Genomic DNA, 21413 nt, shown 5'->3' with positions numbered 1-21413 from the left:
TGTATTTGCTAGTCAATTGTCAAGCTTGAAGATATGGCCTTCAAAGGGGGGAAGATTAAGTGTTATTCGCCCCTGGCCATTTTGGATAACCAGCTGTTGCTTCGCATTGCTGATCTGCCCTTCTAATGCATAGCTGCCGTCTTTCAGTTTCCACTGTTTAAGTAGCTCATTGGGGATCAGCAGTTCGAATTTGCTGGCCTCTCGATCAAAATTTGCAACGATCAAGAGTTTTTCCGTTTTATTCCAGCGCGCAAAAGAAAATTGTTTTTCCCCATAGCCGCTATCCTGTTTGCGGTTGTAGCTGTGCAAGTCCAGATAATCGCCAAGCAGGGCCGGGCTCTGTTTGGAGAAATTAAGCAGGCGCTGGTAGAAGCTGCGCAGCTCTTTTTCTTCTTTTGTCAGCAGTGCAGTGTCAAAAGCGCCCTCATTGTTCCAGCGGCGCACACTGGGTACTGACCAGTAGTCGAAAATGGTGGTGCGGCTGGCTTTACCGAAGCCGGCATCTTTGTTGGCGGGCTCTCCTAACTCCTGGCCAAAGTAAACTAAGGTAGGGGCTGGAGAGAGCACGGCAGATACCAGCATTGCAGGTTTACCAGCCTCTGGGTTGCCAGAAAATTGTGGGCTGGCAATACGCTGCTCGTCGTGGTTCTCCATAAAGCGCAACATATGAGAGGAGATATCTACCAGGCTTGCCTGTACCTGTGCGATTTTATCTGTGCTGCCCTTGTTCTCCATGACCGCACGAATAGCGTCGTAAGTGCCGACTTTATCGTAGAGGTAATCCATTTTGCCCAGATGCAGATAATCTCGATAGCGCTCTGGAGTATAGATTTCGGCAAGTAACAGTGTGTTGGGGTTGCGCATTTTGATGGAGGAATTCAGGTAGCTCCAGAATTCTACCGGTACCATACCGGCCATATCATAGCGGAATCCATCGACTCCAAAGTCCAGCCAGTAGTGGGCGATATCGCGGAATTTTTCCCAGGTGTCCGGGACTTTCTTGTCTGCCCAAAACTGGGCGTGGGCCCGGTAGTCGCGCTCGGCATATTCCTGGGGTAGCTCAGAAAAATTCTTACTGTTATCGGGGCGAACGCCAAAATTAATTTTGACGGTTTCATACCAGTCGTGCATGGCAGGTTGTGCACTGCGCGCGCCATTACCGGTCCATTTCGCTGGACTCTCTATAAACTGCCCATCGACAAGATCATTGGCTTCGCCATTGAGAGGCTGATAACTGTCTTCTGCAACGGGTACGCGGAAGTCTTCGCCCACCACATAGTAGAAATTGTTGTTGCGGGCATAGGTGACCTGGGTGTTGTCGCCAGCTCCAAAATCCTGCACGCCTTGGGGTTTATCGAGAGAATGATAGGCGCGGGCTACATGGTTAGGCACTATATCGATAATTACTTTCAGGCCGGCCTCGTGGCTGCGTTCCACCAGTGCGCGGAATTCCTGTAATCGCTCTGCTGGGTTATTTGCCAGGTCTGGGTTTACGCTGTAGTAATCCTTGATGGCATAGGGAGAGCCGGCGCGGCCTTTGACCACATCTGGATCATCGTTACTGATACCGTATTCCGTATAGTCGCCAACGAGCGCGTGGTGCAGGACGCCGGTGTACCAGATATGGGTGGCGCCCAGCGCGTGGATTTCATTCAGTGCTTTTGGGGTAAAGTCGGAGAACTTGCCCACACCATTCTCTTCGAGTGTGCCCCAGGGTTTGTTGGTACTGTTAGTGTTGCCAAATAAGCGCGGTAGCACTTGGTAGATAACAGCTTTTTTCTCCACAATTTTTTCAGCGTGCTGTATTTCTTCCGGGCTGCTCTCCTGGCTGCAGCCGGCAGTGCCGAATAGAGCAGCACCTAGTAGGGAAGCCGAAAGGAGTTTGGCAATAAACAGGGAATGTAACTTCTTCATTGTTTCCTGATGACTTTAAATTTTTTTGTCAGTGAACAGCGGTTTGCTGAATTATTGATTTTTGAGCACTAAATCCAGCGGTTCTTTGTGCCAGTCAAATTTAACCAGCAGTTGCTGCTTGCGCTTGTTGTACCAGGCCCCACGGGGTGCCTGAGTAAAGTCTTTTTCACTGTCGAAAATAGGCAGGGATTCGCCGCTAATATCGAGCTGCACGGGCACTTGTTGCCAGTTGTGGATCTTTAAAGTGACCGTGCGAGATTCCGGCATACCGGTATAACCGGCTCCTTCGCGATTAAAGACGAAGGCTAAACCCTGCTGTTTGTTGTCAGCTGAGAAATGTAGCTTCTCGTATTTGCCTTTTTCAAAAGCCTGCGCAGTAGAGCCATCATCTTCATAAACATAGCGCTCGGACTTTGCTGCTGATGGGTGCGCGTAGTAGTCCAGGGTCAGGTTTTTACTGGAGTAATCACGACTGCTGTGGACATCGTCAATGGTGGGAATAATGGCGCCGGCCCGCACCAGCACAGGAATAGTTTTCAGGTCCACTTCTACCTGGGCCTGATCGCCAGAATATTGTTCATCAGTCCAGTAATCGAACCAAGTGCCGCCGGGCAGTTTTACCGCGACCTCATCCACATCTTCTTCCACGACTGGGGCAACGAGGAAGTCCTGCCCCCAAAGGTAGGCATCCTTGTAGTCCAGGAGAGATAGGTCACTTTCATTTTCGAAAAACAGCGGACGCATCAGTGGCATGCCGGTCTGGCTGTTTTCGAAGGCGAGGGTGTAGTTGTAGGGCAGCAGGCGATAGCGCAGTTTTACATATTCGCGCAGGATATCGCGGGTGCGGCGATCGTGGAAAACCGGTTCGGAAGCAATATGCTCCTGGGCGTGCGGGCGGTAAACCGGTTGGAATACGCCGTACTGTAACCAGCGGATGTAGAGTTCGCGGTCAAATTTCTCACCGCCGGCAAAGCCGCCCAGGTCTGAATGGGTGTAGCCAAAGCCCAGCAAGCCCATACTCAGAGCCAATTCCACCTGGGGCTGTAAGCCACCCCATTCCCGAGCGACGTCGCCGGTCCAGGGGATCATTCCGTAGCGCTGGGAGCCGGCAAAACCGGCGCGCATCATAATAAAGGGGCGACGCTCAGGGTGCTTTGCCGTCTGGCGTTCGTGCAGTAATTGCGCCCAGGCGTGGCCGAAGACGTTGTGGATTTCATCGGCCATACCGATTGCGTGAACGGTATCGGAGGGGTGAACTTCCGGCTCACCCAAGTCGCCCCACCAGCCGGTTACGCCCTGTTCCAATAACCCGTCGTAAATATTCCAGAACCAGTCGCGGCCATCTTCGGAGAAGACATCGATCAGGCCGGTATTGCCGAAGTAGAAATCAAAACGCTTGGGCTCTCCGGCCAGGTTTTTCGCCAGGGCATTATTCGCCACGGCTTCCTGCCAGCGTTCGGAGGTGGAGAGGACAAAAGGCTCGGTCACCAGGATGGTATTTATGCCGCGTTTTTTAAGGTCGGCCATCATCTTTTCTGGTTCGGGAAAGGCTTCCTTGTCCCAGGCAAGATTGCCCATATGACCTTTTATATCCGGGCCAAACCAGTAGAGGTCCAACACCAGGGCGTCCAGGGGGAAATCTTCTTCGGCAAATTTATCCACGGTTGCGCGGACTTCAGCTTCGCTGTGATAGCCAAAGCGGGAGGCGAAGTTACCCAGGGCCCAACGGGGGGGCAGGGGCTGTTTGCCGGTGGTGGATACATAATTTTCCAGCAACTGTGGATAAGTCTCACCGGCTACCACGATGTAAGCGGTGCGCCCGGCTACGGCTTCAAATTGCAGGATATCTTTTTCGTTTGCGCCCAGATCCAGGGTGCCGGTGGCAGAGTTGTCGAACAGCAGAATGTATTTGTTGCTGGACAGTACTGCTGGCAGGGAAAAATACATCTGGTTGGATTCGGTGGTGTATCCGTAATGGGCACGGTTATACAGGGGCAGGCGTTGACCGCGACGGTCCATCCCCATAACCCGCTCTCCGCCGCCCAGCAGTTTTTCCTCTGGTGACAGTGCGAAACGGAATCCGCGCATCGTCTCGGTGGCAAAGAAGCCACTCTCTTCACTCAGGATTTGTTCGCTGCCGCGCAAGTACTCGATTCGGAAGGGAGACTTGTGGATGACTGCAGTAAGCGAGCCAGTGCGGTAAACGAGCTTGTCCCCTTGTTGCTCCAGCGTCGCCTCGGATCGGCCGGCAGAATTGGTGGCCAACGCAAATGAGGGCAACTGTTTCAGGCCTTCGCGGCGATAGTGCACCGATAGAGCTGACGGACCAACCGGGGTGAGGGTGACCTCGCCCTCACTCGTCTGTACAGTTAGTGAGTCTTCGCTCATGGTGTGATCGCGGTAGTTGCGCTGTTCAGCGGCCAGGGATTGAGCGCTCAGGCAGAGTGTAGCTGCGAGGCACACCAGGCGCAGGAGTGGGAGTTTTAGGGTCATCGCGCGGGACTTCAGTTGCTTGATTAGGGTTCACAGTTTCGTGTTGGCCCGACGCGTACGCTGGGCCTGAGTTTATCCTAAAGCGCAGAATCTGGCCCGCATCCTCCCCGCTGGGGGGAGGATGGAGGTCTGTGGTGGGCGTGTCAGAATGGCAAAATAAGCATAACGAGAGATGCGGTGACCCTATGAGCCAATCAGAGCCCAATCCTATTCAACAGCCCCGTCTGCCCTTCTGGCAGGTATGGAATGTCAGTCTCGGCTTTCTCGGTGTGCAGTTTGGCTTTTCCCTGCAAAATGCCAATGCCAGTCGGATTCTTTCAGATCTGGGAGCGGACCTTCATTCTCTATCCCTGTTCTGGATAGTAGCGCCGCTCATGGGACTGATCGTACAGCCGATCGTGGGTTCGGCCTCGGATCGAACCTGGAGTCGCTTCGGTCGCCGCAACCCCTTTATCCTTTTTGGTGCCATCGCCGCAGCCCTGGGGATGGCGTTTATGCCCAATGCCGGGATTGTGGTGGCGATAGTGGCCCCAATTATTTTCGGCGGCGTTATGTTGGCCCTGATGGACGCGGCCTTTAACGTGACCATGCAGCCTTTCCGCGCGCTGGTGTCCGACATGGTGCCATCAGAGCAGCGCACCCTGGGGTACTCGATACAGTCTTTGCTGATTAACATTGGCGCCATCTTCGGCTCCATGTTGCCATTCATCCTGACTAATGTGATCGGTCTGGAAAATACTGCCAGTGCGGGAGAGGTGGCGCCCTCCGTTATATGGGCTTTCTATATCGGCGCCACAGTGCTTCTGGGCAGTGTGTTATGGACTGTGCTGCGTACCAAGGAGTATCCGCCGGAGCAGTACAATGCCTATAAAGGTCTCGACTCCGCGCAACTGGAGCGGGAGAGACAGCAAAAAGCCCCACTGGCAAAGCGCTTGATCGGTTTTTTCCAGCTGCTAATTAAAATGCCGCGAACCATGCGCCAGCTGGCCCTAGTGCAATTCTTCTCCTGGTTTGCCCTGTTTATTATGTGGGTTTACACCACGCCTGCGATCACTCAGCACGTTTGGGGAGTGGAAGCCAAGTGGTTTGATCCCGCCTATCTGGAAAGCGTCAAAGAAATTCCCGCACATATCGCTGCCGCTAAGGGTGCTGCCGGTGACTGGGTAGGAATTATTTTTGCTGCTTACTCTCTGTTCGCAGCGATCTTCTCTATTGTCCTGGCCCGTTTGTCTCAGGTGTTGGGTCGTAAGCTCACTTATTCCCTATCGTTGGCACTGGGCGGTTTTGGATACATCAGCTTCCTGTTCTTCCAGGGGGGCGATCCCACACAGGTGAATCTGTTGATTACAGAAGTTTCCGTACCCAGTGGCGCCCTGGGATTATTGCTACCGATGGTGGGTGTGGGCATTGCCTGGGCCGCTATTCTGGCGATGCCCTATGCGATCCTCTCTGACTCGCTGCCGGCGGATAAGACTGGTGTTTATATGGGGATTTTTAATTTCACTATCGCAGCCCCGCAGATTGTTTCCGCCCTGGTAGCTGGCTTGATATTGAAAACAGTTTTCGAAAACCAGGCAATTTACATCATTGTTTTGGCGGGGGTGTGTATGTTGCTTGGCGCTATATCGGTGGCGCTTGTGAGGGAGAGTTCTGAACCCGAGCCCGCATTGAAGGCAACTACTACAGCTTGATAAAAAGTTGTAAAAGATTGTTAGAAAAGCCCCTGTTAGGGGCTTTTTTATTGCCGGGATTCCAGGTTTTCCCAAAGTTTTCGCATTTATGGGGCTACGAAGTTTTATGGTGGCATTTTGACAGTCTGGTGTGAGCGTACCTAGACTGGGCGGATCTCACCGGAAATGAATTAAATTATGTCGATATTCCCTGCAATTGATCAGGCATTAGAGGCTTTTGCCAGTTTTGTCTGGGGGCCCCCCTTATTAGTACTACTCGTTGGTGGCGGCCTCGCGCTATTAATCTATTCTCGTGGCCGTCCCTATCGCCATCTTGGGCACAGTATTGGGCTTTTAAGTGGCCGATATGATGACCCCAATGACCCTGGCCAAGTGAATCATAGCCAAGCACTCTCCACAGCGCTGTCGGGAACCTTGGGGTTGGGCAATATTTCCGGGGTTGCCATCGCAATTACGATTGGTGGGCCTGGGGCGATTTTCTGGATGTGGATAACTGCCCTGGTGGGGGTAGCTACCAAGTTCTATACAGCGACGCTGGCGGTGATGTTTCGCGGTCGCGATGCCTCTGGGGAACTGCAAGGTGGCCCCATGTATGTTATTCGTGAGGGGTTGGGCCAGCGTTGGATGCCGCTGGCAGTACTGTTTGCCGTGGCGGGACTCTGCGGTATGTTGCCGGTGTTTCAGTCCAATCAAACCACGCAGCTACTGCGCGAGTCTTTTGCTGAGCCCTTGGGTTGGGTAGCACCCGGAGGTTCACTCACTTTTGATTTTGTTATTGGCTTATTAATTGCTGTTGCATCGGCCTACGTTATTGCCGGGCGTATCCAGCGTATCGGTAAATTCTCCGCAAGAGTAGTGCCGGGCATGGTGCTGCTTTATTTGGGCATGACCCTTGTGGTAATTGCCAGCTTCTGGGAGCAGGTACCGGCAGCATTTGCGCTAATTTTCTCCGATGCTTTCAACGGTCAAGCTATTGCTGGAGGTACTCTGGGTTCGGTAATCACAGTAGGGGTGAGCCGGGGCGCATTTTCTAATGAGGCGGGTATAGGCACAGAGTCTTTAGCCCATGGTGCAGCGAAAACCCGTGAGCCCGTTCGAGAAGGCGTGGTTGCCATGCTGGGCCCCATTGTAGACACACTGATTATCTGCACTTGCACTGCCCTGGTGATACTACTGACTGGCGCTTGGCAGCAGGAAGGGGATATTGCCGGCGTTACCCTGACTGCACAGGCATTTTCTCAGGTATTTGGGCAGTTTGGTCCAATTTTGCTACTGCTAATGGTCCTTCCACTGGCTTTCAGCACTATCGTTACCTGCTGGTATTACGGTATGAAGTGCTATGTTTTTCTTTTTGGCGGCCGCTGGCAGGACCTTTATACCGGGCTCTATATGATACTGATTGTATTGGGTGCGGTGGCTTCTTTGAGCGCGGTCAACAGCATTATTATTGGCATGTACGCCGTAATGGCTGTGCCCACTATGGTTTCCACATTACTGCTGGCACGGCATGTAAACCATGCAGCGCATGCGTATTTCACCCGTATGGAAGTCGCAAAGCGGGAGGGGGCAGAGGCCTCTCAATAGCAGACGTTTTTCCAGGCAAAGAAAAAGGCGGACTTAATAGTCCGCCTTTTTTATGGTGCCTTTTCACAAGTGTCTAGATTTTACCTAAGGTACAACGGATACCTTTGTGCCGACTCTGGCGTGGCGGTAGAAAATCTTCGCCATATGCCAGGGGATGCGGATACAGCCATGGGAGGCCGGGTAACCGGGTACATAACCGGCATGCATGGTGACTGGGCCATTAATCCGCATCATGTAATCCATTGAGGCTCCGCGGAAGCGAGACCCGGCAGGCTTGCGATGGCGGCGTACATCCACATTACTGCGCAGTACTTGGCCACGAGAGCTTATATAGTGACCGTACAGGTTGGAGCGGTGGCTGTATTTCTTCTGTGAAATACGAAAGTTACCAGTAGGAGTTCGATGGCCTGGTTTACCGGTAGAGACCGGGGACATGCCGGCGAGACGTCCTCCCTTATAGAAGTAGGCCATCTGGTCACTTAAGTCGATCACAATACGCGGTGTACCTTGTACATGGCCTTTAAACCACATATGCCGGCTATTTTGTGGTTGAGCTTGTTGGTATCTGCCGTATCGAGAATATGCCCTTTGGTTCCTGCTGTATCGAGAGTAGCTCCTTTGATTCCTATTGTATCGGGAGTGTCCCCTATACTCTCTCCGGTACCTGTAATCTCTGCTATATCTGGAGTGGCGGTCATAATGCCCTCCATGCCCCTGATGAGCGACATACCTTGAGCCCTGGCGGGAATAGGGATTGGAATAATCCGCAGCATAGGCCAGGGGGGCCAATATTGCCGATCCAACAACCATCAGCGCAGCGGCGAACGAAGCGTTTTTGCGTAGAGCTCCTTGTTCCTTTTGTAGGGATGTTTTCTGTCGTGTAGGTATAATTTGATGGTTTTGCAGCGAAGGTCGGTTATGCATTACACACCTCTCTATTGCCAGTGGGCCGTGTAAACAACCATGGATTTAGAGCCTAACCATTGCCTGCCAGGGTGCGGTATCCCTAGCACCCAATCAGAAGCACGGCGCAGGTCAGAGATTTCCCCAAAGCAGCTCCCCGTATACTCGGCCTCAGCTGCGGGATGGGTTAGCACAGGTTTTCACCAATGCAGGTCCAAGGGATGGTAAGGTCCGTGTCTTGGGCCAGTCACATCAAAAAGGAATAAGTGAATTGCTGGTTATTAATCTCACAGACATTTGCAAGAATGGTTTGCGAAGGGATTGATAGGCATTAGAGCTCCAATCTGAGGAATTATCTTAAAGAGACTTCTTTAGCGGGGTCTTTAGCCGATAAAGTACCAGCGGATTTGCCACATTAGTGAACTATTCACTAGCGGGATCAGGGGTTAATTTATGGAGCGTTTATTTTCCTACGGCACTCTTCAGCAAGAGAATGTACAACTGGAGACTTTTGGCCGTAAGTTACAAGGATCTGAGGATACTTTAATTGGTTACCAGCTTTCTGAAATAAGAATTATAGATCCACAAGTTGTGCAAACTAGCGGCAAGGAGTTTCACCCCATACTGAAGTACACAGGGCGTTCTTTTGATACGGTTGAGGGTACAGTTTTTGAAATCTCTGCCGAAGAGCTTGCTCAGTCTGATGCCTATGAAGTGGATGCCTATCAGCGGGTTGCCGCCAAATTGAAATCTGGTATAGAAGCCTGGATTTATGCTGAGGCAAACTAAAGACGTCATTTCCTAAGGTAGTTATGCTTTTATTAGAGGGCATAGGGAGGTGTTTCACAGGGGGGGGATGGCCGAGGGGATGCGGATACTGCAGATCAGGCCAGCTTTTTCTCGATTTCTCTGTGAATCAATAGATATGAAACAATATTTCGATAAAGGCAAGAAGGGCCTGGTTGACCTTTCCCGTAAAGTGCCAGCTGAAATCACCGGCAGTTTAAAAGTTTTTCAAGAAGTAGTTGCCGGACTGCCAATATTTTCTTCTGCGGAGCGCAGTGAGAATTTTGTGCAGAGATACGATGAAAAGCACTACTTTGTGATTCCCTATAAGCTCTCACAAACTGGCTTTACTCTGCACACAATGCGTTGTTTGCCTGATGATGCCCCAGAAGTAAATGATCTACCCAAACGCCGAATATTTCACTTTCCCAACTCCCATTATGAGGGGAGTTTACGTAAATTTATGGTGGAGAGCGCCGTAGAGTTATCCCTGGAAAGGGGAAATTCTGGAAAGAGTTCTCTCGAAAGACTGGCGGATGATATCGACAAACTCGATAGAAAATTGACCGTTGGTATGCTGTTAGTTGGGGGTGTTGCCGCAGTGTTTAATCCCCTGATCGGTGCCGGGCTGGCAGCCAAGGCGGTGCTGCCCGGTATGAGTGGCCTGGTCAATAAATTCGGCTTGCGCCCAGCCGGAGAAAAGCTATCGGAATTACAGAGCAAAAAAATGCTTCGTCAGGCAGAGGAAGATGTTGCCAAGCAGTTTTCCGAATCGAATACCCTTAAGGTGATCAATCCGATTCTACAAGAATTGGAATTAGCGCTGAGAACCACTGAAGCCCAGCACGACCCATTGACCGATCCCAATTTAGCCGATGGCTCAATCCCTGAGCTTAATAGCGAACACTGGCGCGAGTTGACCGAGCGAGCGGTTTATCATGTATATAATGACGTGTATCTGAATAAGAAACTGGCCAAAAATACTCAGTTGGGGCCGGAGGACTTGCGTTGGTTTGAGGTATTGTTTGCTGGGATAAAGTAACTTTAGAATTTTTCGAGAGAAATTCAGCAGCCGATTTGGCTGCTGAAAAATTAATTAATAAGCGGCAGTCTTTAAAAGTTGTAAGTCAGTCCCAGTGAGGAGAGGCTGGGTTTTCTTTCGTCCATTTCAAAACTGGTGTGCTCTAGACTCAAGCTCCAATTGTTGTAGTTCCAGCCGGCGGAAACACCATAATAAAGATCGTTCTCATCATTGGTATTACAATGTTTCCATTCTTTGGTGTAGTGATCTCTGTAATCGCCGTGATAGGAATAGGTTGCATTATTCTCATAATGCTCATCCCAACGTTGAAACCCTGTGCGTAACCCAATGTAAAAATCTTTGGTGATATCGGTGGTTAAAAACAGACCAAGTGTTGTTGCTTTTGTGCTAACCGTACGATTGTCGATGCTAGTAGAAAATCTCCCATAATAGGTTTTTTTATCTTTCGCCTCCCCCAGATCTACATGGCCACCTTCTATAGAAAGAAATTTATTAAAGCGATATCCCAATGTAAAAGACCAGGCATTGGGATCAGATAGATCTGTTGAGATATCTGTGTCTAATTTTCCGTAAGTAGATTTTAGATACCAGGTATTTTCCATTGCCAGAGTACTTGATGTGGAGAGGAGGATGGCGGAAGCAAGGATTATTTGTTTCAAAGGGTATCCTTAATTAAATATACAGAAACCAGCTAACTGGTTGGGTGGTGAATGATAATTGCTTTTCTTTGGAATTATAAATATGGTAGAAAATTAGTCATTGATTCTCCTGCGCTGCAGCCTGCTCGGCAGAAGAGTGAGTCTATTTTTTACTGATTCAAAAATTGTAAGTCAGTGCCAAAGAGGAAAGCCTTGGTTCTCTCTTTTCCATCTCAAAAGTGGTGTGTTCCAGGTTCAAACTCCATTTATTGTAGTTCCAGCCAACTGAAATGCCGTAATAAAGATCACTGCCGTCATTGGTTTTGTGAGTGGTTATTATGTCTTCATATTCATCCCAGTCCCAAAAGAAGACGTCATCTTTTTCTTGAAGGTGCTCATCCCAGAATTGATAGCCGATGCGTATTCCAGCATAAAAATCTTTAGTAATATCGGTAGTAAAAAATAGACCTAGTATTGTTGCTTCTGTGCTGAGGGTGTAATCATAGATATGACGCTCGTAGTTCGTACCGCCCCAGTCGCCAATGCTCGATTCTTCATGTCGATAACTCCCTTTAGCATCTCCCAGGTCTATAAACCCACCTTCGAATGCAATATGGTTATTGAGGTGATATCCTAGGGTAATAGACCACCCACTAGGGTCAGATAGCTTAGTTTCAAATCTCTCCAATGCTTCTTGGGTTGAAATATCTGTATCTACCGCCCCATAAGTGGATTTAAGGTAAAAGTTATTTTCCAGTGCTATGGTATTTGAAGCTGTCAAGGCGATCGCTGTAGCCAGAATAAACCTTTTCAAGGGACATCCTTAATCAATTAAATGATGAGTAGTGTTTGTTTATCGTGAGGTTTGAAAATCCGGTAGAGAAGAAGTTATATGTGCTCAAGTATGTGCGGTATAAATCATGTACTGATGTGACTGTTGATTTGCCAGTGATACTTCCCCAAATTTCGCGCATGTTGCAACCTCTGGGAGAGACTGTCAACAGCTATCTATTACAGCAAATTACAACTGCTTGAAGCCATTCGTAGAAAAGTGATCGGAATTAAAGAGTTAAAAATGCTTCGCAAGGCTGGGGAGGTAGTGCCAAGCAATTCTTCGAACCCAATGCCCTCAAGGTGATCAACCCGATCCAACAAGAATTGGAATTAGCGCTGAGAACCACTGAAGCACAGTACGACCCATTGAGCGTCCCAATTTAGCCGATGGCTCAGCCCCTGAGCTAGAAAGCAAACACTGGCGCGAGTTGACCGAGCGAGCGGTTTATCATGTATATAAGGACTTGGATTTGGATAAGAAGTTGGCCAAAAATGCTCAGTTGGGTCGAGAGGACTTTCGTTGGTTTGAGGTATTGTTTGCTGGGATAAAGTAGTTTTAGAATTTTTTAGAGGGAAATTCAGCAGCCGATTTGGCTGCTGAAAAAAGTAAGAGCGATCTTTAGAAGTTGTAAGTCAGCCCCAGGGAGGAGAGGCTGAGCTTTTGCTCATCCATTTCGAAAATAGTGTGCTCCAAGCTTAGGCCCAAGTTGTTGTGGTTCCAGCCAATGAAAACTCCGTAGTAAAGATCACTACCATCATTCTCACCTTTATCTAAATCACTGATACTATCGGAAATAGAGTTTACTACTCTTCCTTCAAAGTCGACGCGCTAATAATTCCAGATATAGTTTTCTTTTTCTTCATATTCGGTTTCCCATAAATGAGAGCCTACACGAACTCCTGTGTAGAATCTTTTTGTAATATTGGATGTTAGGGATATGCCAAGTATCTTTATCTTAGCGCCAATATTAATTTTGTGGTTGTAATCATAGTTGCCTGATACGTACTTACTGTAAGTGATCGAATCACTTTCCCTAATTTTTCCTTCTGTATCACCAAAGTCGGCATCCCCTCCCTCAATAGCAAAAAAATTATTGAGGCAGTATCCTAAAGTTACTGTCCAACCTCTCGGGCTGGGAAGATTTGTTTCAAAATATTCTTCACTTTTCTGAGTAGAGATATCTATATCTAACTATCCGTAAGATGACTTAAGGTAGAAGCTGTTTCTATTGCCATAGTATTGATTGTGGAAAGAATGATTGCGGAGATGAGAATAAATCTTTTCAAAGGATATCCTTACATCAATATAAAAAACCACCTACCTGGATAAGTAGGCAGGGCGAGTAATTTGGGGAGGTAAATTGGCAGAGACGTGAAGGATTAGTTTCTGCAGTGAATTTTTCTAACATCTGATAAATGTGTGCCAGTTCTCAGTTTTGTGCAAGTTGCAGAATCAAACGCGCTTAGTCGATAATAATTAATTACGATTAATTGCCGTCTATAAAAAAATAAACATCTTTGTAAACCAACGGGGCAATGGTTGCGTTAAACAATTGTATTCATAACAAACTGTGAGACCCCCAATGAGTAAATATATTAGGTTGGCTGTTTTTCAATCAGTATTCTTACTGTTTTTAGCAGGTATTGTCCCTAAGGTTTTTGCGCAGGAAGATGATACTGTTCAATTAGTACTCAGCGCTCACCCAGAGAACCATCTAATGGTGAATGCCAGCGTGATTACTGCGGAAGCGGCGAGAGTGGCAATAAGGTTTAAATCTGCAGATACCAGTCGACGACGTACAGATTATAGTGAGCCAGGCACAAACCACGAAGTAACCGTGGTCGGCCTGCGCGCGGATACTACCTATCGGTTTACTGCGGTTGCACTTTTAGATAGTGGTGAGGTTGTTCACAGTGAAATCGTAGAGTTTAAAACAGGGTCGGTGCCTGAGGGGGTCCCCGCTGTTGAGCTTTTGAATAAAACGGTTAAGTCCGAGGGTGGCATCACTATCTTCGCGCCATCAGCGGAGAGGGATAGTACTTTCTGGGGATTTGATGAAGAGGGAGAGGTTGTTTGGTATCTGCACGGTGATGTTCCATTAACTGGTGCCCCAGTAGCGAGAAACCTACAGGGTGGGCGTTTACTTTTATTACTCAGTGGGGAGGCCCGAGTAATCTCCTTCTCCGGAGAGGTGTTGTCCTCTTTCGAATTGCCGAGTTATCACCACGATGTCCATTTGCTGGAGAATGGCAATCTGTTGGTGTTAACCAACGAAACTGGCCAGTTTGGTGAGCATTTTTTACAAGGAGATGCCATTTTGGAAATCGATACTGAAGGGAACACAGTTTGGCGATGGTCAGCATTTGATCACTTGGATACCAGCCGTTTCCCCGGTGCTTTGGCCAGTAGGGTTTTGGATAACGGAGCCCTTGACTGGAGCCACTCTAATGCACTGCATTATGTTCCTCAGGATAATTCCATTTTACTTTCTAGCCGCTCTCAGAGCTGGGTGGTCAGTATTGATCATCAGTCTGGTGCGGTAAATTGGATAATGGGGAGGGATTCAGATATTGAGAGCGATTTGAAGGATAAATTCTTTACACTACATACTGGTTCCTGGATGGCTTCGCAGCATACGCCAATGTTGACAAGTAATCATGAAATTCTGATTTACGACAACAGAAATGAAGCTGAGTTGAGTGGCAATATCTACAATAGCCGTGCAGTAAAGTTTCTGCTCAATACATCGACAATGAGTGCTGAGCAAACCTGGGAATACATAGCGCCCAAGTATACTCAATCATTGGGTGATGTTGATGAGCTTGCCGGTGGAAATATATTACTATGTGCCGGTGGCCCATCGGATATCAGTACGGGGAGTGATCGCAATGCTTACTTGATAGAGGTAACATCGACTAGCCAAGCGGAAACTGCGTGGGAATTAAAAGTGTACGATAGCACGATTTACCGAGCAGAGCGTGTTAGTTGGTCGGAAATGTTGACCACCAATCCTGTTTTTAATTTTCCTGAGTAATGACACAAACGTTTAGAGGGGGTGGTCCTTATAGTTTTTTAATTCAGGGTGAATAGATTTTTTTCACTGTTGATGAAGCTTATAAATCTACTGCCTTTTTATGATTCAAGTGTCTCCTGTTACTTTCCGAATATTCTCCTTGGTCCACACTAATTTTGTTGTGGGCCTATGATCATTTACTCTGCTGAAGAAAATCGTATGTTTTTAATCGGAAGTATGCTGATATTTTTCGATTCTTGCTTCTTTAGCTAAAATTGGTTCTAACTCTTTTAATGATTCTTTTAAATGGGGCTCATCCCAGTGTTTTCTTTCACTTTCTTTTGAATCCCATACCTCTAACGTCATAAAGGTATCTGTTTCCTCACTCGAATATAAAATCTGATAACTCAAACATCCGCTCTCCTTTTCAGAGTTCTCTGCCAGTCTTGTCAGAATGTTTTTAGCTTTCTGTGTTTCTCCAAGTTTAGACTTCACTTTTGCCATTACATATAGATTGGGCATTGTCGGATCTCCAGATATATTTATGAATTGCGTTTTACCACTAGTAAGATGCCTGTAATCATTAGAATAAATCCAATAATTCGTTTGGGGTCCAGGCTGGTTTGTTGTGCGCCAAAGAGGCCAAAATGGTCGATGGTGGCCATAGCAAAGAGCTGGCCGAGTAACACAAAGGATATAGTATTGCCAACGCCGTATTTTGGTGAAACCCAGGTGACGCTGAGTACGTAAAAAGCAACTAATATCCCGCCGAGATAAAGGTGCCAGGAGATATCTTTGTGAAAACCGGCTACTTGGAAACCTTCAGTTTTAAATAAGTAAATAATAGAGATGGTCAGTCCGACAAAAAACAAAATCGTCGTAGCGAGAGCAGAGCTGCCAAGCTTCACACCTAGACCGCTATTTAACGTGGCCATCACAGGGATGCCGATTCCGGCAATTAACATTAGAGACGGATAAAGAATTGAGCTAGGCACTGCTGGAACCTCACTGAAGGGGTTTTAAGGCTATAACTGCTCATGTAGATGAGTTGTGTTGGCCCACAATGGAAGCTGAAGGGTTATGGAAAGCTGGCGCAGGGACATCAGTTTGCGCCAGCATTATTGATGCGTTATTAACGGCTAGTTTATTAACTGTTTAACGATCGCTTTACCAACAGCATGTGCACTGGCTGGGTTTTGTCCAGTAATCACACGGCCATCCTCGATGACAAATTCCTGCCAGGGTTGCACTTTGTTAAATCGAGCAGATTTTCTGCTGATAGCTTCTTCAAGCAGAAAGGGGATATCTTCAATGGTGCCAAAATCGATTTCTTCTTCTCGGGTAAATGCAGTCACAGACTTAGTTGCCAGTAAGCTTTCACCATTGCTCAAAGTGATAGGCAGCAGGCCAGCTGGTCCGTGGCACACGGCAGCAAGTACGCCGCCATTTTCATAATGCTCTGCAGATAACTTGGCAAAGTCCTCATTGCTTGCTAAGTCGGAAAGTAGACCAAACCCACCTGGGTAGAACACCGCATCGTAACTAGCAGTATTCAGCTGGTTTACTGGAATAGTGTTGTTGACACGGTTCTGGAAGTCTTCATCGGCCAATACCTGGCTGTTGACCTCATCTCCTTCAATATCTGTACCGTAGAGTGGTGCTTTGCCACCTTTAATAGAGGCAATATCGTAATCAATGCCATTTTCTTTAAGTACATGCACGACGTGAGTCAGCTCAGGGGAGTAGGTGCCATTAGCTTGGTCGGTTTCCCCAAGGGTTGCATGGTTGGTTACGGGAATAAGTACTTTCTTCATGAATCTGTCCTCTGTGTTAAGCATTCAGTGGGGAGGATTCTAGGTTGTCCCTGATAAGATGATAATATGAGATTTCTGTGAAATACTTTTGCTAAATAGCAATAATGGTGGGGTATGGATACATTTGACGGTGTAGTCGAGTTTGTTGCTGTAGCTGAGTGCCAGGGTTTCTCTGCGGCCGCCAAGCAGCTGGGGTGCAGTACCAGCCATGTGAGCCGGCAGGTGGCTCGCTTGGAGGAGCGTCTGGGGAGTGCGCTTCTGGCTAGAACAACGCGCTTGGTCAGCCTGACTCAGGCTGGGGCTGTTTATTACCAGCGCTGTAAAGAGCTGGTTGTGGGTCTGCAACAGGCCAATGAACAGCTAAGCCTGCAGCAGTATGAGCTGAGTGGCACGTTGCGCGTGAGCTGCGCTGGTTTATTTGCTGAACAGTATGTGGCTCCAGCACTGATGAATTTCGCCTTACAACACCCTGACTTAAAGATCGACATCGATTTCAACAGCCGAATGGCCAATTTTGTAGAGGATGGTATCGACTTTGCGATCCGTTATGGCCGCCTTGAGGACTCTGGGCTGGTGGCTCGCAAGCTGGCTGGACGCCAGATGATGGCAGTTGCCAGCACGGAATATCTTGATCAATTCGGCAGGCCAATCCACCCACAGGATTTAAAGTCGCACAGTTGTATTGTTGCGAATAATGAGAACTGGATATTTGATATAGAAGGCACCGAGGAGTCTATTCGCGTTAATGGACGCTGGAGAAGTAATAATGCCCATACAGTGGTTAACGCATGTGAAAAAGGCCTAGGTATTGCCTATATGCCAAAAAGCAGTTTTAACCGCTCTATAGAGTCACAGCTATTAGAGCCCGTACTGGAGCCTTTTTGGGGGCGCGGAGCCAGTAGCTGGATTGTGTATCAGAATCGCCGCTTTTTACCAATACGAGCGAGAATGGCCATTGATTATCTAATGGATCACTTTTCTAGCTGGCAGGAGTAAATATGATAAATATTCTAGAAAACCTCCCGAAAAACACTGAGGTTGAGCACTTCCAGGACATCATAAAAAGTGATGCTATACGAATTGAAAGAATTGTTTCATACGGCCAGTCTTCACCGGAGGAAGGTTGGTATGATCAGAGTGAACACGAGTGGGTGCTTGTACTGAGTGGTTATGGTGTGGTGGAGTTTGACTGCGGGGAGATATGCCAGCTGAAGTCTGGTGATTGCTTATTGATAAAGGCTGGAAGAAAGCACCGGGTGATTGAGACATCCTCTGATGAGGCGACGGTATGGTTGGCAGTATTTTATCGTGAATAAACTTAAAATAAAGTTCAAAAATAATTGAATTTTGTAGTTTGAATATATCTTCTGTTAACCAAAATTTTTGTAATTTGTAAGTTTAAATTCTTTAATTAGTTTCTCTGCACCTAAGCTATGGGTTATTTCCCTTCGATACACCAAGCAGATTTCATCTTTGAAGCCTGGTTGGTCTTTACTAACCCATTGAAGCTGATTTCTTCCAATTGTTTGAGCAACTCGGCCAGGAATAATACCGACCCCGACTCCCTCAAGTGTCATATTTGTGATCAGTTCGTGGCTAGAGGAAGTAATATATTGTTTATATTTGTTATTTTTTTCCATGTTTTTTAGCAGCCAGTCTGTTTGCATCAGTGCTGGGTCATAAATTAATACGTCCCTAGACTGTATTTTTTCAGGGTTATGCCAAAAACTCACCATATCATGACAGAGGTGCTTTATTATCAAATCAGGATGGGATACGGGATTTACCACAATGCCGATATCAATTTTCCAGCTGATCACTGATTCGACAATTTCCCGAGAAAGCGCGTGTTGGAAGCTTAATTCGATACCTGGATTTTGAGCAATAAATCCGGCTAGCCTTTCAGGCAGCATATGTAGAGAGATGGAGCTGTGACACCCGATAGTGAAGTGACCAACAGCTTCTTTGTTTTCGCGCAGCGCTGAGTACTTTACCTCATCCCAATCATCAAGTAACTGTTGAGCACTTTTTAATAGTCTTAACCCTGCACGAGACAATTGCACACCAGTTTTCTCTCGTATGATTACTTCTGTACCAAGCTGTCTTTCCAGCCTCTTGATAGCCGCGCTTAAACTCGGCTGCCGAATCCCTAATCTCTCTGCAGCTCTTGAGATATTTTTTGTTTTAGCAACTTCAATAAAATAATTGAGTTCATCAGCGTGTGGAAACATAGGTATAACTTATTTAGCCACTTTAAAAAGCCAGTGTGTTTAAGTTGAGTCTACATCGACATTTATTTTGTTGCCATAGATATTGCCTATGGCAACCAGCGACGACATCTATTTTTCAAGTTTCAACTCCCATGCTAATTTCTTCGCCTTCCTAGTATTCAAATTATTTCTGGAGTCAGGGTGTCTACATCATCTCTAAGCTATCCGGCGGTAGCGAATGGTAGTACGGTAACTTATGAAACTAATTTCAATTCAGTTTTAACTTTTCCTCTACATGCTTGGTATGAGTGGGGATACTTACATAATCCAATTACTGCGAGTGACATAGACCTTTCTAGAGTTAAACACTCCTATGCATTACTGCAGGAACAGCTTGGAGATGATGGAAACCCTATCTACGGTTTGCACACAAGTTATGGAGAAAATGAACGCAATCGCTTAGATCCAAATCAGTGGAAAGAGACACAAGTCAATCTTCTGGAGTATTTAAGAGTTGGTGTTGGTGCGCCATTACCGAAATCGGTAGTCAGGCGTGCATTAAAGTTACAGGCTCTAAAAACAGCGCACGGCTTATCTGGTATCCATCCTTCCACTTATCAAGCGCTTCTTAAGCTAGCCAACAGTGAAACGCTTCCGAGAGTGCCTCGAAAAGGGAGCCTTGGAGCCAGTGGTGATTTGATTTCCATGGCCCATGCTATTTCACCACTGTTTGAACAAGGGCCAAGAGGCCCCCGTGATGTCATTGGGCTTGTAAATACCAATGCTATGATGGCTTCCTGGGCTATTGAACATGATTATCAGCTAAGAAAGCTATTAAGGGATTGTTTCAAATCTGTGGCATTAACCTCCATGGCCATAGGGGCGGGAGATGAACACTTCTCCGAAGGGTTGAGCTACGGAGAGGTGCACGGCAGTTATGCTCGTGCTGGCCAATTACTTACCCAGTTACGACGTGATTACCTGCGCTCCTCAAGAGTTATTGAGGGTGAAAAAAGCTTATTACAAGCCCGATATTCTGTTCGCTGTGCTCCCCAGATATTAGGCCACTGCCTTGATCTATTGGATTATTCTGAGGCAAAAATTCGTTCCGAAGCCACTGCTGTTGCAGATAACCCTCTAATTCTTGAATCAGGCCCATGGCATGGTGGATTGTTTTATGCGATTGGATTGGCGGCTTCTGCCGAATTTATGCAGGAAATTATTCATCGCTTAGCCGAAATGCTTGATCGACAAATATTGATTTTGATGGATCATCGCTTGAATGGAGGGCTGCCGGATAATTTAAATGCTGAATCGTTTAACCACTGTAAAGGAATTCATCAGTTATCGTCGGCTCTGTTCCAGGAAATAAAAGCTAGATCGACACCTGTGCGTCAGATGAGTTTCTCGTGTGAAGGAAACAATCAGGACTTGGTTCCCTGCGGAATGACAGCTCTCAATAATGTCAGCGACCAACTGGATAGCTTAAGGGAAATTATTCGAGCAGCGACTTTTTGCTCAGCTAGGGCAGCAATAATGCGTTCAAGTGTCGATTTGCCAGAAGCATTAAAATTAGTGAATTGGCCGCAATATACAACATCTCAATTAGAGAGCATTCTATGAATTTTAACTATTTAACAGGAAATTTTGGTATTGAGATTTCCGCTAAAGAAATTTCTGAATTAGATCTGGACACTGAGCAAACATTAAAAAATTTATGGCATGAACATGAACTTTTAGTTATCCGAGATATGGACCTGGATACTCAGGCATTTGTTAGGTTCTGCAGCCTGTTTGGGGAGCTTCAGCAGAACTATTTCTTCTTTCAAGGTCACTCAGAGGGTTATCCACAAGTTGCTAAAATTATTAAAGAGCCTGGTGAAAAGAAAAATACAGGAGGAATATGGCATCACGATCAGGGCTATTACTCCAACCCGGTAAAAGGTATCGCATTGTACGGTATTGATATTCCTTCTAGGGGTGGTGATACCCTCTTTACAAGTTCAACGCTTGCTTATGAGAGTCTGTCAACGGTAATGCAACAGTTAGTCGGTTCACTCAATGTGATACACACGACAGAGTTGATGCTTAAAAAACAGCCGCTGAAGAAATCAGTAGAAGGTAAAGATGGAGATGATTCAAGTATAGAACGAGCACTAAAATTGATGCCACTAGAATCTGCTATACATCCAGCAGTCTGTAAAAATTCTGTAACCGGTAAGCCTTTTCTCTACCTAAACCGAACTACTACTTCGCAATTTGAGGGAATGACATGCGATGAGAGTATGGGGCTTTTGAGTTATTTATTTCAGCATATAGAAAAACCAGAGTTCAATTGTCGAGTGCAATGGCGTCCTGGGACCTTGGTTATTTGGAATAATCACCAAGTCTTACACTATGCCGTCAATGATTACAATCAACGACGAGAATTACATCGTGTACATTTTTCTGCTGAAAAACCGATTAAGTACTATAAGTGATTAATTGGTG

General features: G+C 47.0%; 19 protein-coding genes. 9 read left to right on the top strand and 10 right to left on the bottom strand.

Annotation, left to right across the window (positions count from 1 at the left end; translation table 11 throughout):
• Positions 1 to 12 precede the first annotated feature (12 nt).
• Together ACJJIJ_RS15690 and ACJJIJ_RS15685 are read right to left on the bottom strand one after the other, a co-directional pair.
• Positions 13 to 1914, bottom strand: a complete 1902-nt coding sequence (locus tag ACJJIJ_RS15690; protein ID WP_444937856.1) for an alpha-amylase family protein — start codon at positions 1912 to 1914, stop codon at positions 13 to 15.
• 51 nt (positions 1915 to 1965) lie between these two features.
• Positions 1966 to 4407, bottom strand: a complete 2442-nt coding sequence (locus ACJJIJ_RS15685) for a glycoside hydrolase family 31 protein (protein WP_444937855.1) — start codon at positions 4405 to 4407, stop codon at positions 1966 to 1968.
• A 185-nt stretch (positions 4408 to 4592) separates the two neighbouring features.
• Between ACJJIJ_RS15685 and ACJJIJ_RS15680 the strand changes: the two genes are divergently transcribed.
• Together ACJJIJ_RS15680 and ACJJIJ_RS15675 are read left to right on the top strand one after the other, a co-directional pair.
• Positions 4593 to 6098, top strand: a complete 1506-nt coding sequence (locus ACJJIJ_RS15680; protein WP_252083481.1) for an MFS transporter — start codon at positions 4593 to 4595, stop codon at positions 6096 to 6098.
• 177 nt (positions 6099 to 6275) lie between these two features.
• Complete coding sequence (locus tag ACJJIJ_RS15675; RefSeq protein WP_444937854.1) at positions 6276 to 7682, top strand: alanine/glycine:cation symporter family protein; 1407 nt, start codon at positions 6276 to 6278, stop codon at positions 7680 to 7682.
• 84 nt (positions 7683 to 7766) lie between these two features.
• Here the strand turns inward: ACJJIJ_RS15675 and ACJJIJ_RS15670 are convergent, their stop codons facing one another.
• On the bottom strand, positions 7767 to 8174 hold the full coding sequence (locus ACJJIJ_RS15670; RefSeq protein WP_252083479.1) for a L,D-transpeptidase family protein: 408 nt from the start codon (positions 8172 to 8174) through the stop codon (positions 7767 to 7769).
• Complete coding sequence (locus tag ACJJIJ_RS15665) at positions 8171 to 8410, bottom strand: hypothetical protein (protein ID WP_444937853.1); 240 nt, start codon at positions 8408 to 8410, stop codon at positions 8171 to 8173. Before ACJJIJ_RS15665 ends, ACJJIJ_RS15670 begins: the two co-directional genes overlap by 4 nt.
• A gap of 628 nt (positions 8411 to 9038) precedes the next feature.
• On the opposite strand from ACJJIJ_RS15665, the gene ACJJIJ_RS15660 reads away from it, so the two are divergent.
• Both ACJJIJ_RS15660 and ACJJIJ_RS15655 read left to right on the top strand, forming a co-directional pair.
• Positions 9039 to 9374 (top strand): gamma-glutamylcyclotransferase family protein, encoded by a 336-nt coding sequence (locus ACJJIJ_RS15660; RefSeq protein WP_444887328.1) that lies wholly within the window; start codon positions 9039 to 9041, stop codon positions 9372 to 9374.
• 136 nt (positions 9375 to 9510) lie between these two features.
• Positions 9511 to 10413 carry a hypothetical protein gene (locus ACJJIJ_RS15655; RefSeq protein ID WP_444937852.1) on the top strand — a complete coding sequence of 301 codons (903 nt, stop codon included), beginning with the start codon at positions 9511 to 9513 and terminating at the stop codon, positions 10411 to 10413.
• 71 nt (positions 10414 to 10484) lie between these two features.
• Here ACJJIJ_RS15655 and ACJJIJ_RS15650 read toward each other — a convergent pair whose 3' ends face one another.
• Positions 10485 to 11072: an outer membrane beta-barrel protein gene (locus ACJJIJ_RS15650; RefSeq protein WP_252083473.1), complete on the bottom strand. Its 588-nt coding sequence runs from the start codon at positions 11070 to 11072 to the stop codon at positions 10485 to 10487.
• Between the two features lie 157 nt (positions 11073 to 11229).
• A complete protein-coding gene (locus ACJJIJ_RS15645) occupies positions 11230 to 11865 on the bottom strand; it encodes an outer membrane beta-barrel protein (RefSeq protein ID WP_252083472.1) in 636 nt (211 codons plus the stop codon).
• Positions 11866 to 13468: 1603 nt separating this feature from the next.
• On the opposite strand from ACJJIJ_RS15645, the gene ACJJIJ_RS15640 reads away from it, so the two are divergent.
• On the top strand, positions 13469 to 14920 hold the full coding sequence (locus tag ACJJIJ_RS15640; protein WP_444937851.1) for an aryl-sulfate sulfotransferase: 1452 nt from the start codon (positions 13469 to 13471) through the stop codon (positions 14918 to 14920).
• A gap of 204 nt (positions 14921 to 15124) precedes the next feature.
• Here the strand turns inward: ACJJIJ_RS15640 and ACJJIJ_RS15635 are convergent, their stop codons facing one another.
• The 3 genes from ACJJIJ_RS15635 to ACJJIJ_RS15625 all read right to left on the bottom strand — a co-directional run bounded on the left by ACJJIJ_RS15635 (position 15125) and on the right by ACJJIJ_RS15625 (position 16713).
• Positions 15125 to 15421, bottom strand: coding sequence for a putative quinol monooxygenase (locus ACJJIJ_RS15635; protein ID WP_444937850.1), 297 nt, complete (start codon positions 15419 to 15421; stop codon positions 15125 to 15127).
• A 20-nt stretch (positions 15422 to 15441) separates the two neighbouring features.
• Positions 15442 to 15864, bottom strand: coding sequence for a DMT family transporter (locus tag ACJJIJ_RS15630; RefSeq protein WP_444903266.1), 423 nt, complete (start codon positions 15862 to 15864; stop codon positions 15442 to 15444).
• Between the two features lie 174 nt (positions 15865 to 16038).
• Positions 16039 to 16713, bottom strand: coding sequence for a type 1 glutamine amidotransferase domain-containing protein (locus tag ACJJIJ_RS15625; protein ID WP_252083466.1), 675 nt, complete (start codon positions 16711 to 16713; stop codon positions 16039 to 16041).
• A 114-nt stretch (positions 16714 to 16827) separates the two neighbouring features.
• Here ACJJIJ_RS15625 and ACJJIJ_RS15620 point away from each other — a divergent pair, with 114 nt between their 5' ends.
• Together ACJJIJ_RS15620 and ACJJIJ_RS15615 are read left to right on the top strand one after the other, a co-directional pair.
• Positions 16828 to 17709 (top strand): LysR family transcriptional regulator, encoded by an 882-nt coding sequence (locus ACJJIJ_RS15620; protein ID WP_252083465.1) that lies wholly within the window; start codon positions 16828 to 16830, stop codon positions 17707 to 17709.
• A gap of 2 nt (positions 17710 to 17711) precedes the next feature.
• A complete protein-coding gene (locus ACJJIJ_RS15615) occupies positions 17712 to 18029 on the top strand; it encodes a cupin domain-containing protein (RefSeq protein WP_444937849.1) in 318 nt (105 codons plus the stop codon).
• Positions 18030 to 18083: 54 nt separating this feature from the next.
• On the opposite strand, the gene ACJJIJ_RS15610 is transcribed toward ACJJIJ_RS15615, so the two are convergent.
• Positions 18084 to 18944, bottom strand: a complete 861-nt coding sequence (locus tag ACJJIJ_RS15610) for a LysR family transcriptional regulator (protein WP_444889272.1) — start codon at positions 18942 to 18944, stop codon at positions 18084 to 18086.
• Positions 18945 to 19124: 180 nt separating this feature from the next.
• Between ACJJIJ_RS15610 and ACJJIJ_RS15605 the strand changes: the two genes are divergently transcribed.
• Together ACJJIJ_RS15605 and ACJJIJ_RS15600 are read left to right on the top strand one after the other, a co-directional pair.
• Entirely contained in the window at positions 19125 to 20546 is a 1422-nt protein-coding gene (locus tag ACJJIJ_RS15605) for an aromatic amino acid ammonia-lyase (RefSeq protein ID WP_444937848.1), read from the top strand.
• Positions 20543 to 21403: a TauD/TfdA dioxygenase family protein gene (locus tag ACJJIJ_RS15600; RefSeq protein WP_444937847.1), complete on the top strand. Its 861-nt coding sequence runs from the start codon at positions 20543 to 20545 to the stop codon at positions 21401 to 21403. The genes ACJJIJ_RS15605 and ACJJIJ_RS15600 overlap by 4 nt, the downstream gene beginning before the upstream one ends.
• Positions 21404 to 21413 lie beyond the last annotated feature (10 nt).

Source organism: Microbulbifer mixtoriginis (SeqCode), assembly GCF_052467945.1.
This window is presented reverse-complemented; position numbering and strand designations above follow the sequence as displayed.

Bases quoted from the DNA above. Each gene is read 5' to 3' on its own strand.
- ACJJIJ_RS15635 (WP_444937850.1), bottom strand. From the start codon at position 15,421: ATGCCCAATCTATATGTAATGGCAAAAGTGAAGTCTAAACTTGGAGAA.
- ACJJIJ_RS15625 (WP_252083466.1), bottom strand. From the start codon at position 16,713: ATGAAGAAAGTACTTATTCCCGTAACCAACCATGCAACCCTTGGGGAA.
- ACJJIJ_RS15620 (WP_252083465.1), top strand. From the start codon at position 16,828: ATGGATACATTTGACGGTGTAGTCGAGTTTGTTGCTGTAGCTGAGTGC.
- ACJJIJ_RS15600 (WP_444937847.1), top strand. From the start codon at position 20,543: ATGAATTTTAACTATTTAACAGGAAATTTTGGTATTGAGATTTCCGCT.
- ACJJIJ_RS15630 (WP_444903266.1), bottom strand. From the start codon at position 15,864: ATGTTAATTGCCGGAATCGGCATCCCTGTGATGGCCACGTTAAATAGC.
- ACJJIJ_RS15660 (WP_444887328.1), top strand. From the start codon at position 9,039: ATGGAGCGTTTATTTTCCTACGGCACTCTTCAGCAAGAGAATGTACAA.
- ACJJIJ_RS15675 (WP_444937854.1), top strand. From the start codon at position 6,276: ATGTCGATATTCCCTGCAATTGATCAGGCATTAGAGGCTTTTGCCAGT.
- ACJJIJ_RS15655 (WP_444937852.1), top strand. From the start codon at position 9,511: ATGAAACAATATTTCGATAAAGGCAAGAAGGGCCTGGTTGACCTTTCC.
- ACJJIJ_RS15680 (WP_252083481.1), top strand. From the start codon at position 4,593: ATGAGCCAATCAGAGCCCAATCCTATTCAACAGCCCCGTCTGCCCTTC.
- ACJJIJ_RS15640 (WP_444937851.1), top strand. From the start codon at position 13,469: ATGAGTAAATATATTAGGTTGGCTGTTTTTCAATCAGTATTCTTACTG.
- ACJJIJ_RS15665 (WP_444937853.1), bottom strand. From the start codon at position 8,410: ATGTCGCTCATCAGGGGCATGGAGGGCATTATGACCGCCACTCCAGAT.
- ACJJIJ_RS15690 (WP_444937856.1), bottom strand. From the start codon at position 1,914: ATGAAGAAGTTACATTCCCTGTTTATTGCCAAACTCCTTTCGGCTTCC.
- ACJJIJ_RS15615 (WP_444937849.1), top strand. From the start codon at position 17,712: ATGATAAATATTCTAGAAAACCTCCCGAAAAACACTGAGGTTGAGCAC.
- ACJJIJ_RS15685 (WP_444937855.1), bottom strand. From the start codon at position 4,407: ATGACCCTAAAACTCCCACTCCTGCGCCTGGTGTGCCTCGCAGCTACA.
- ACJJIJ_RS15610 (WP_444889272.1), bottom strand. From the start codon at position 18,944: ATGTTTCCACACGCTGATGAACTCAATTATTTTATTGAAGTTGCTAAA.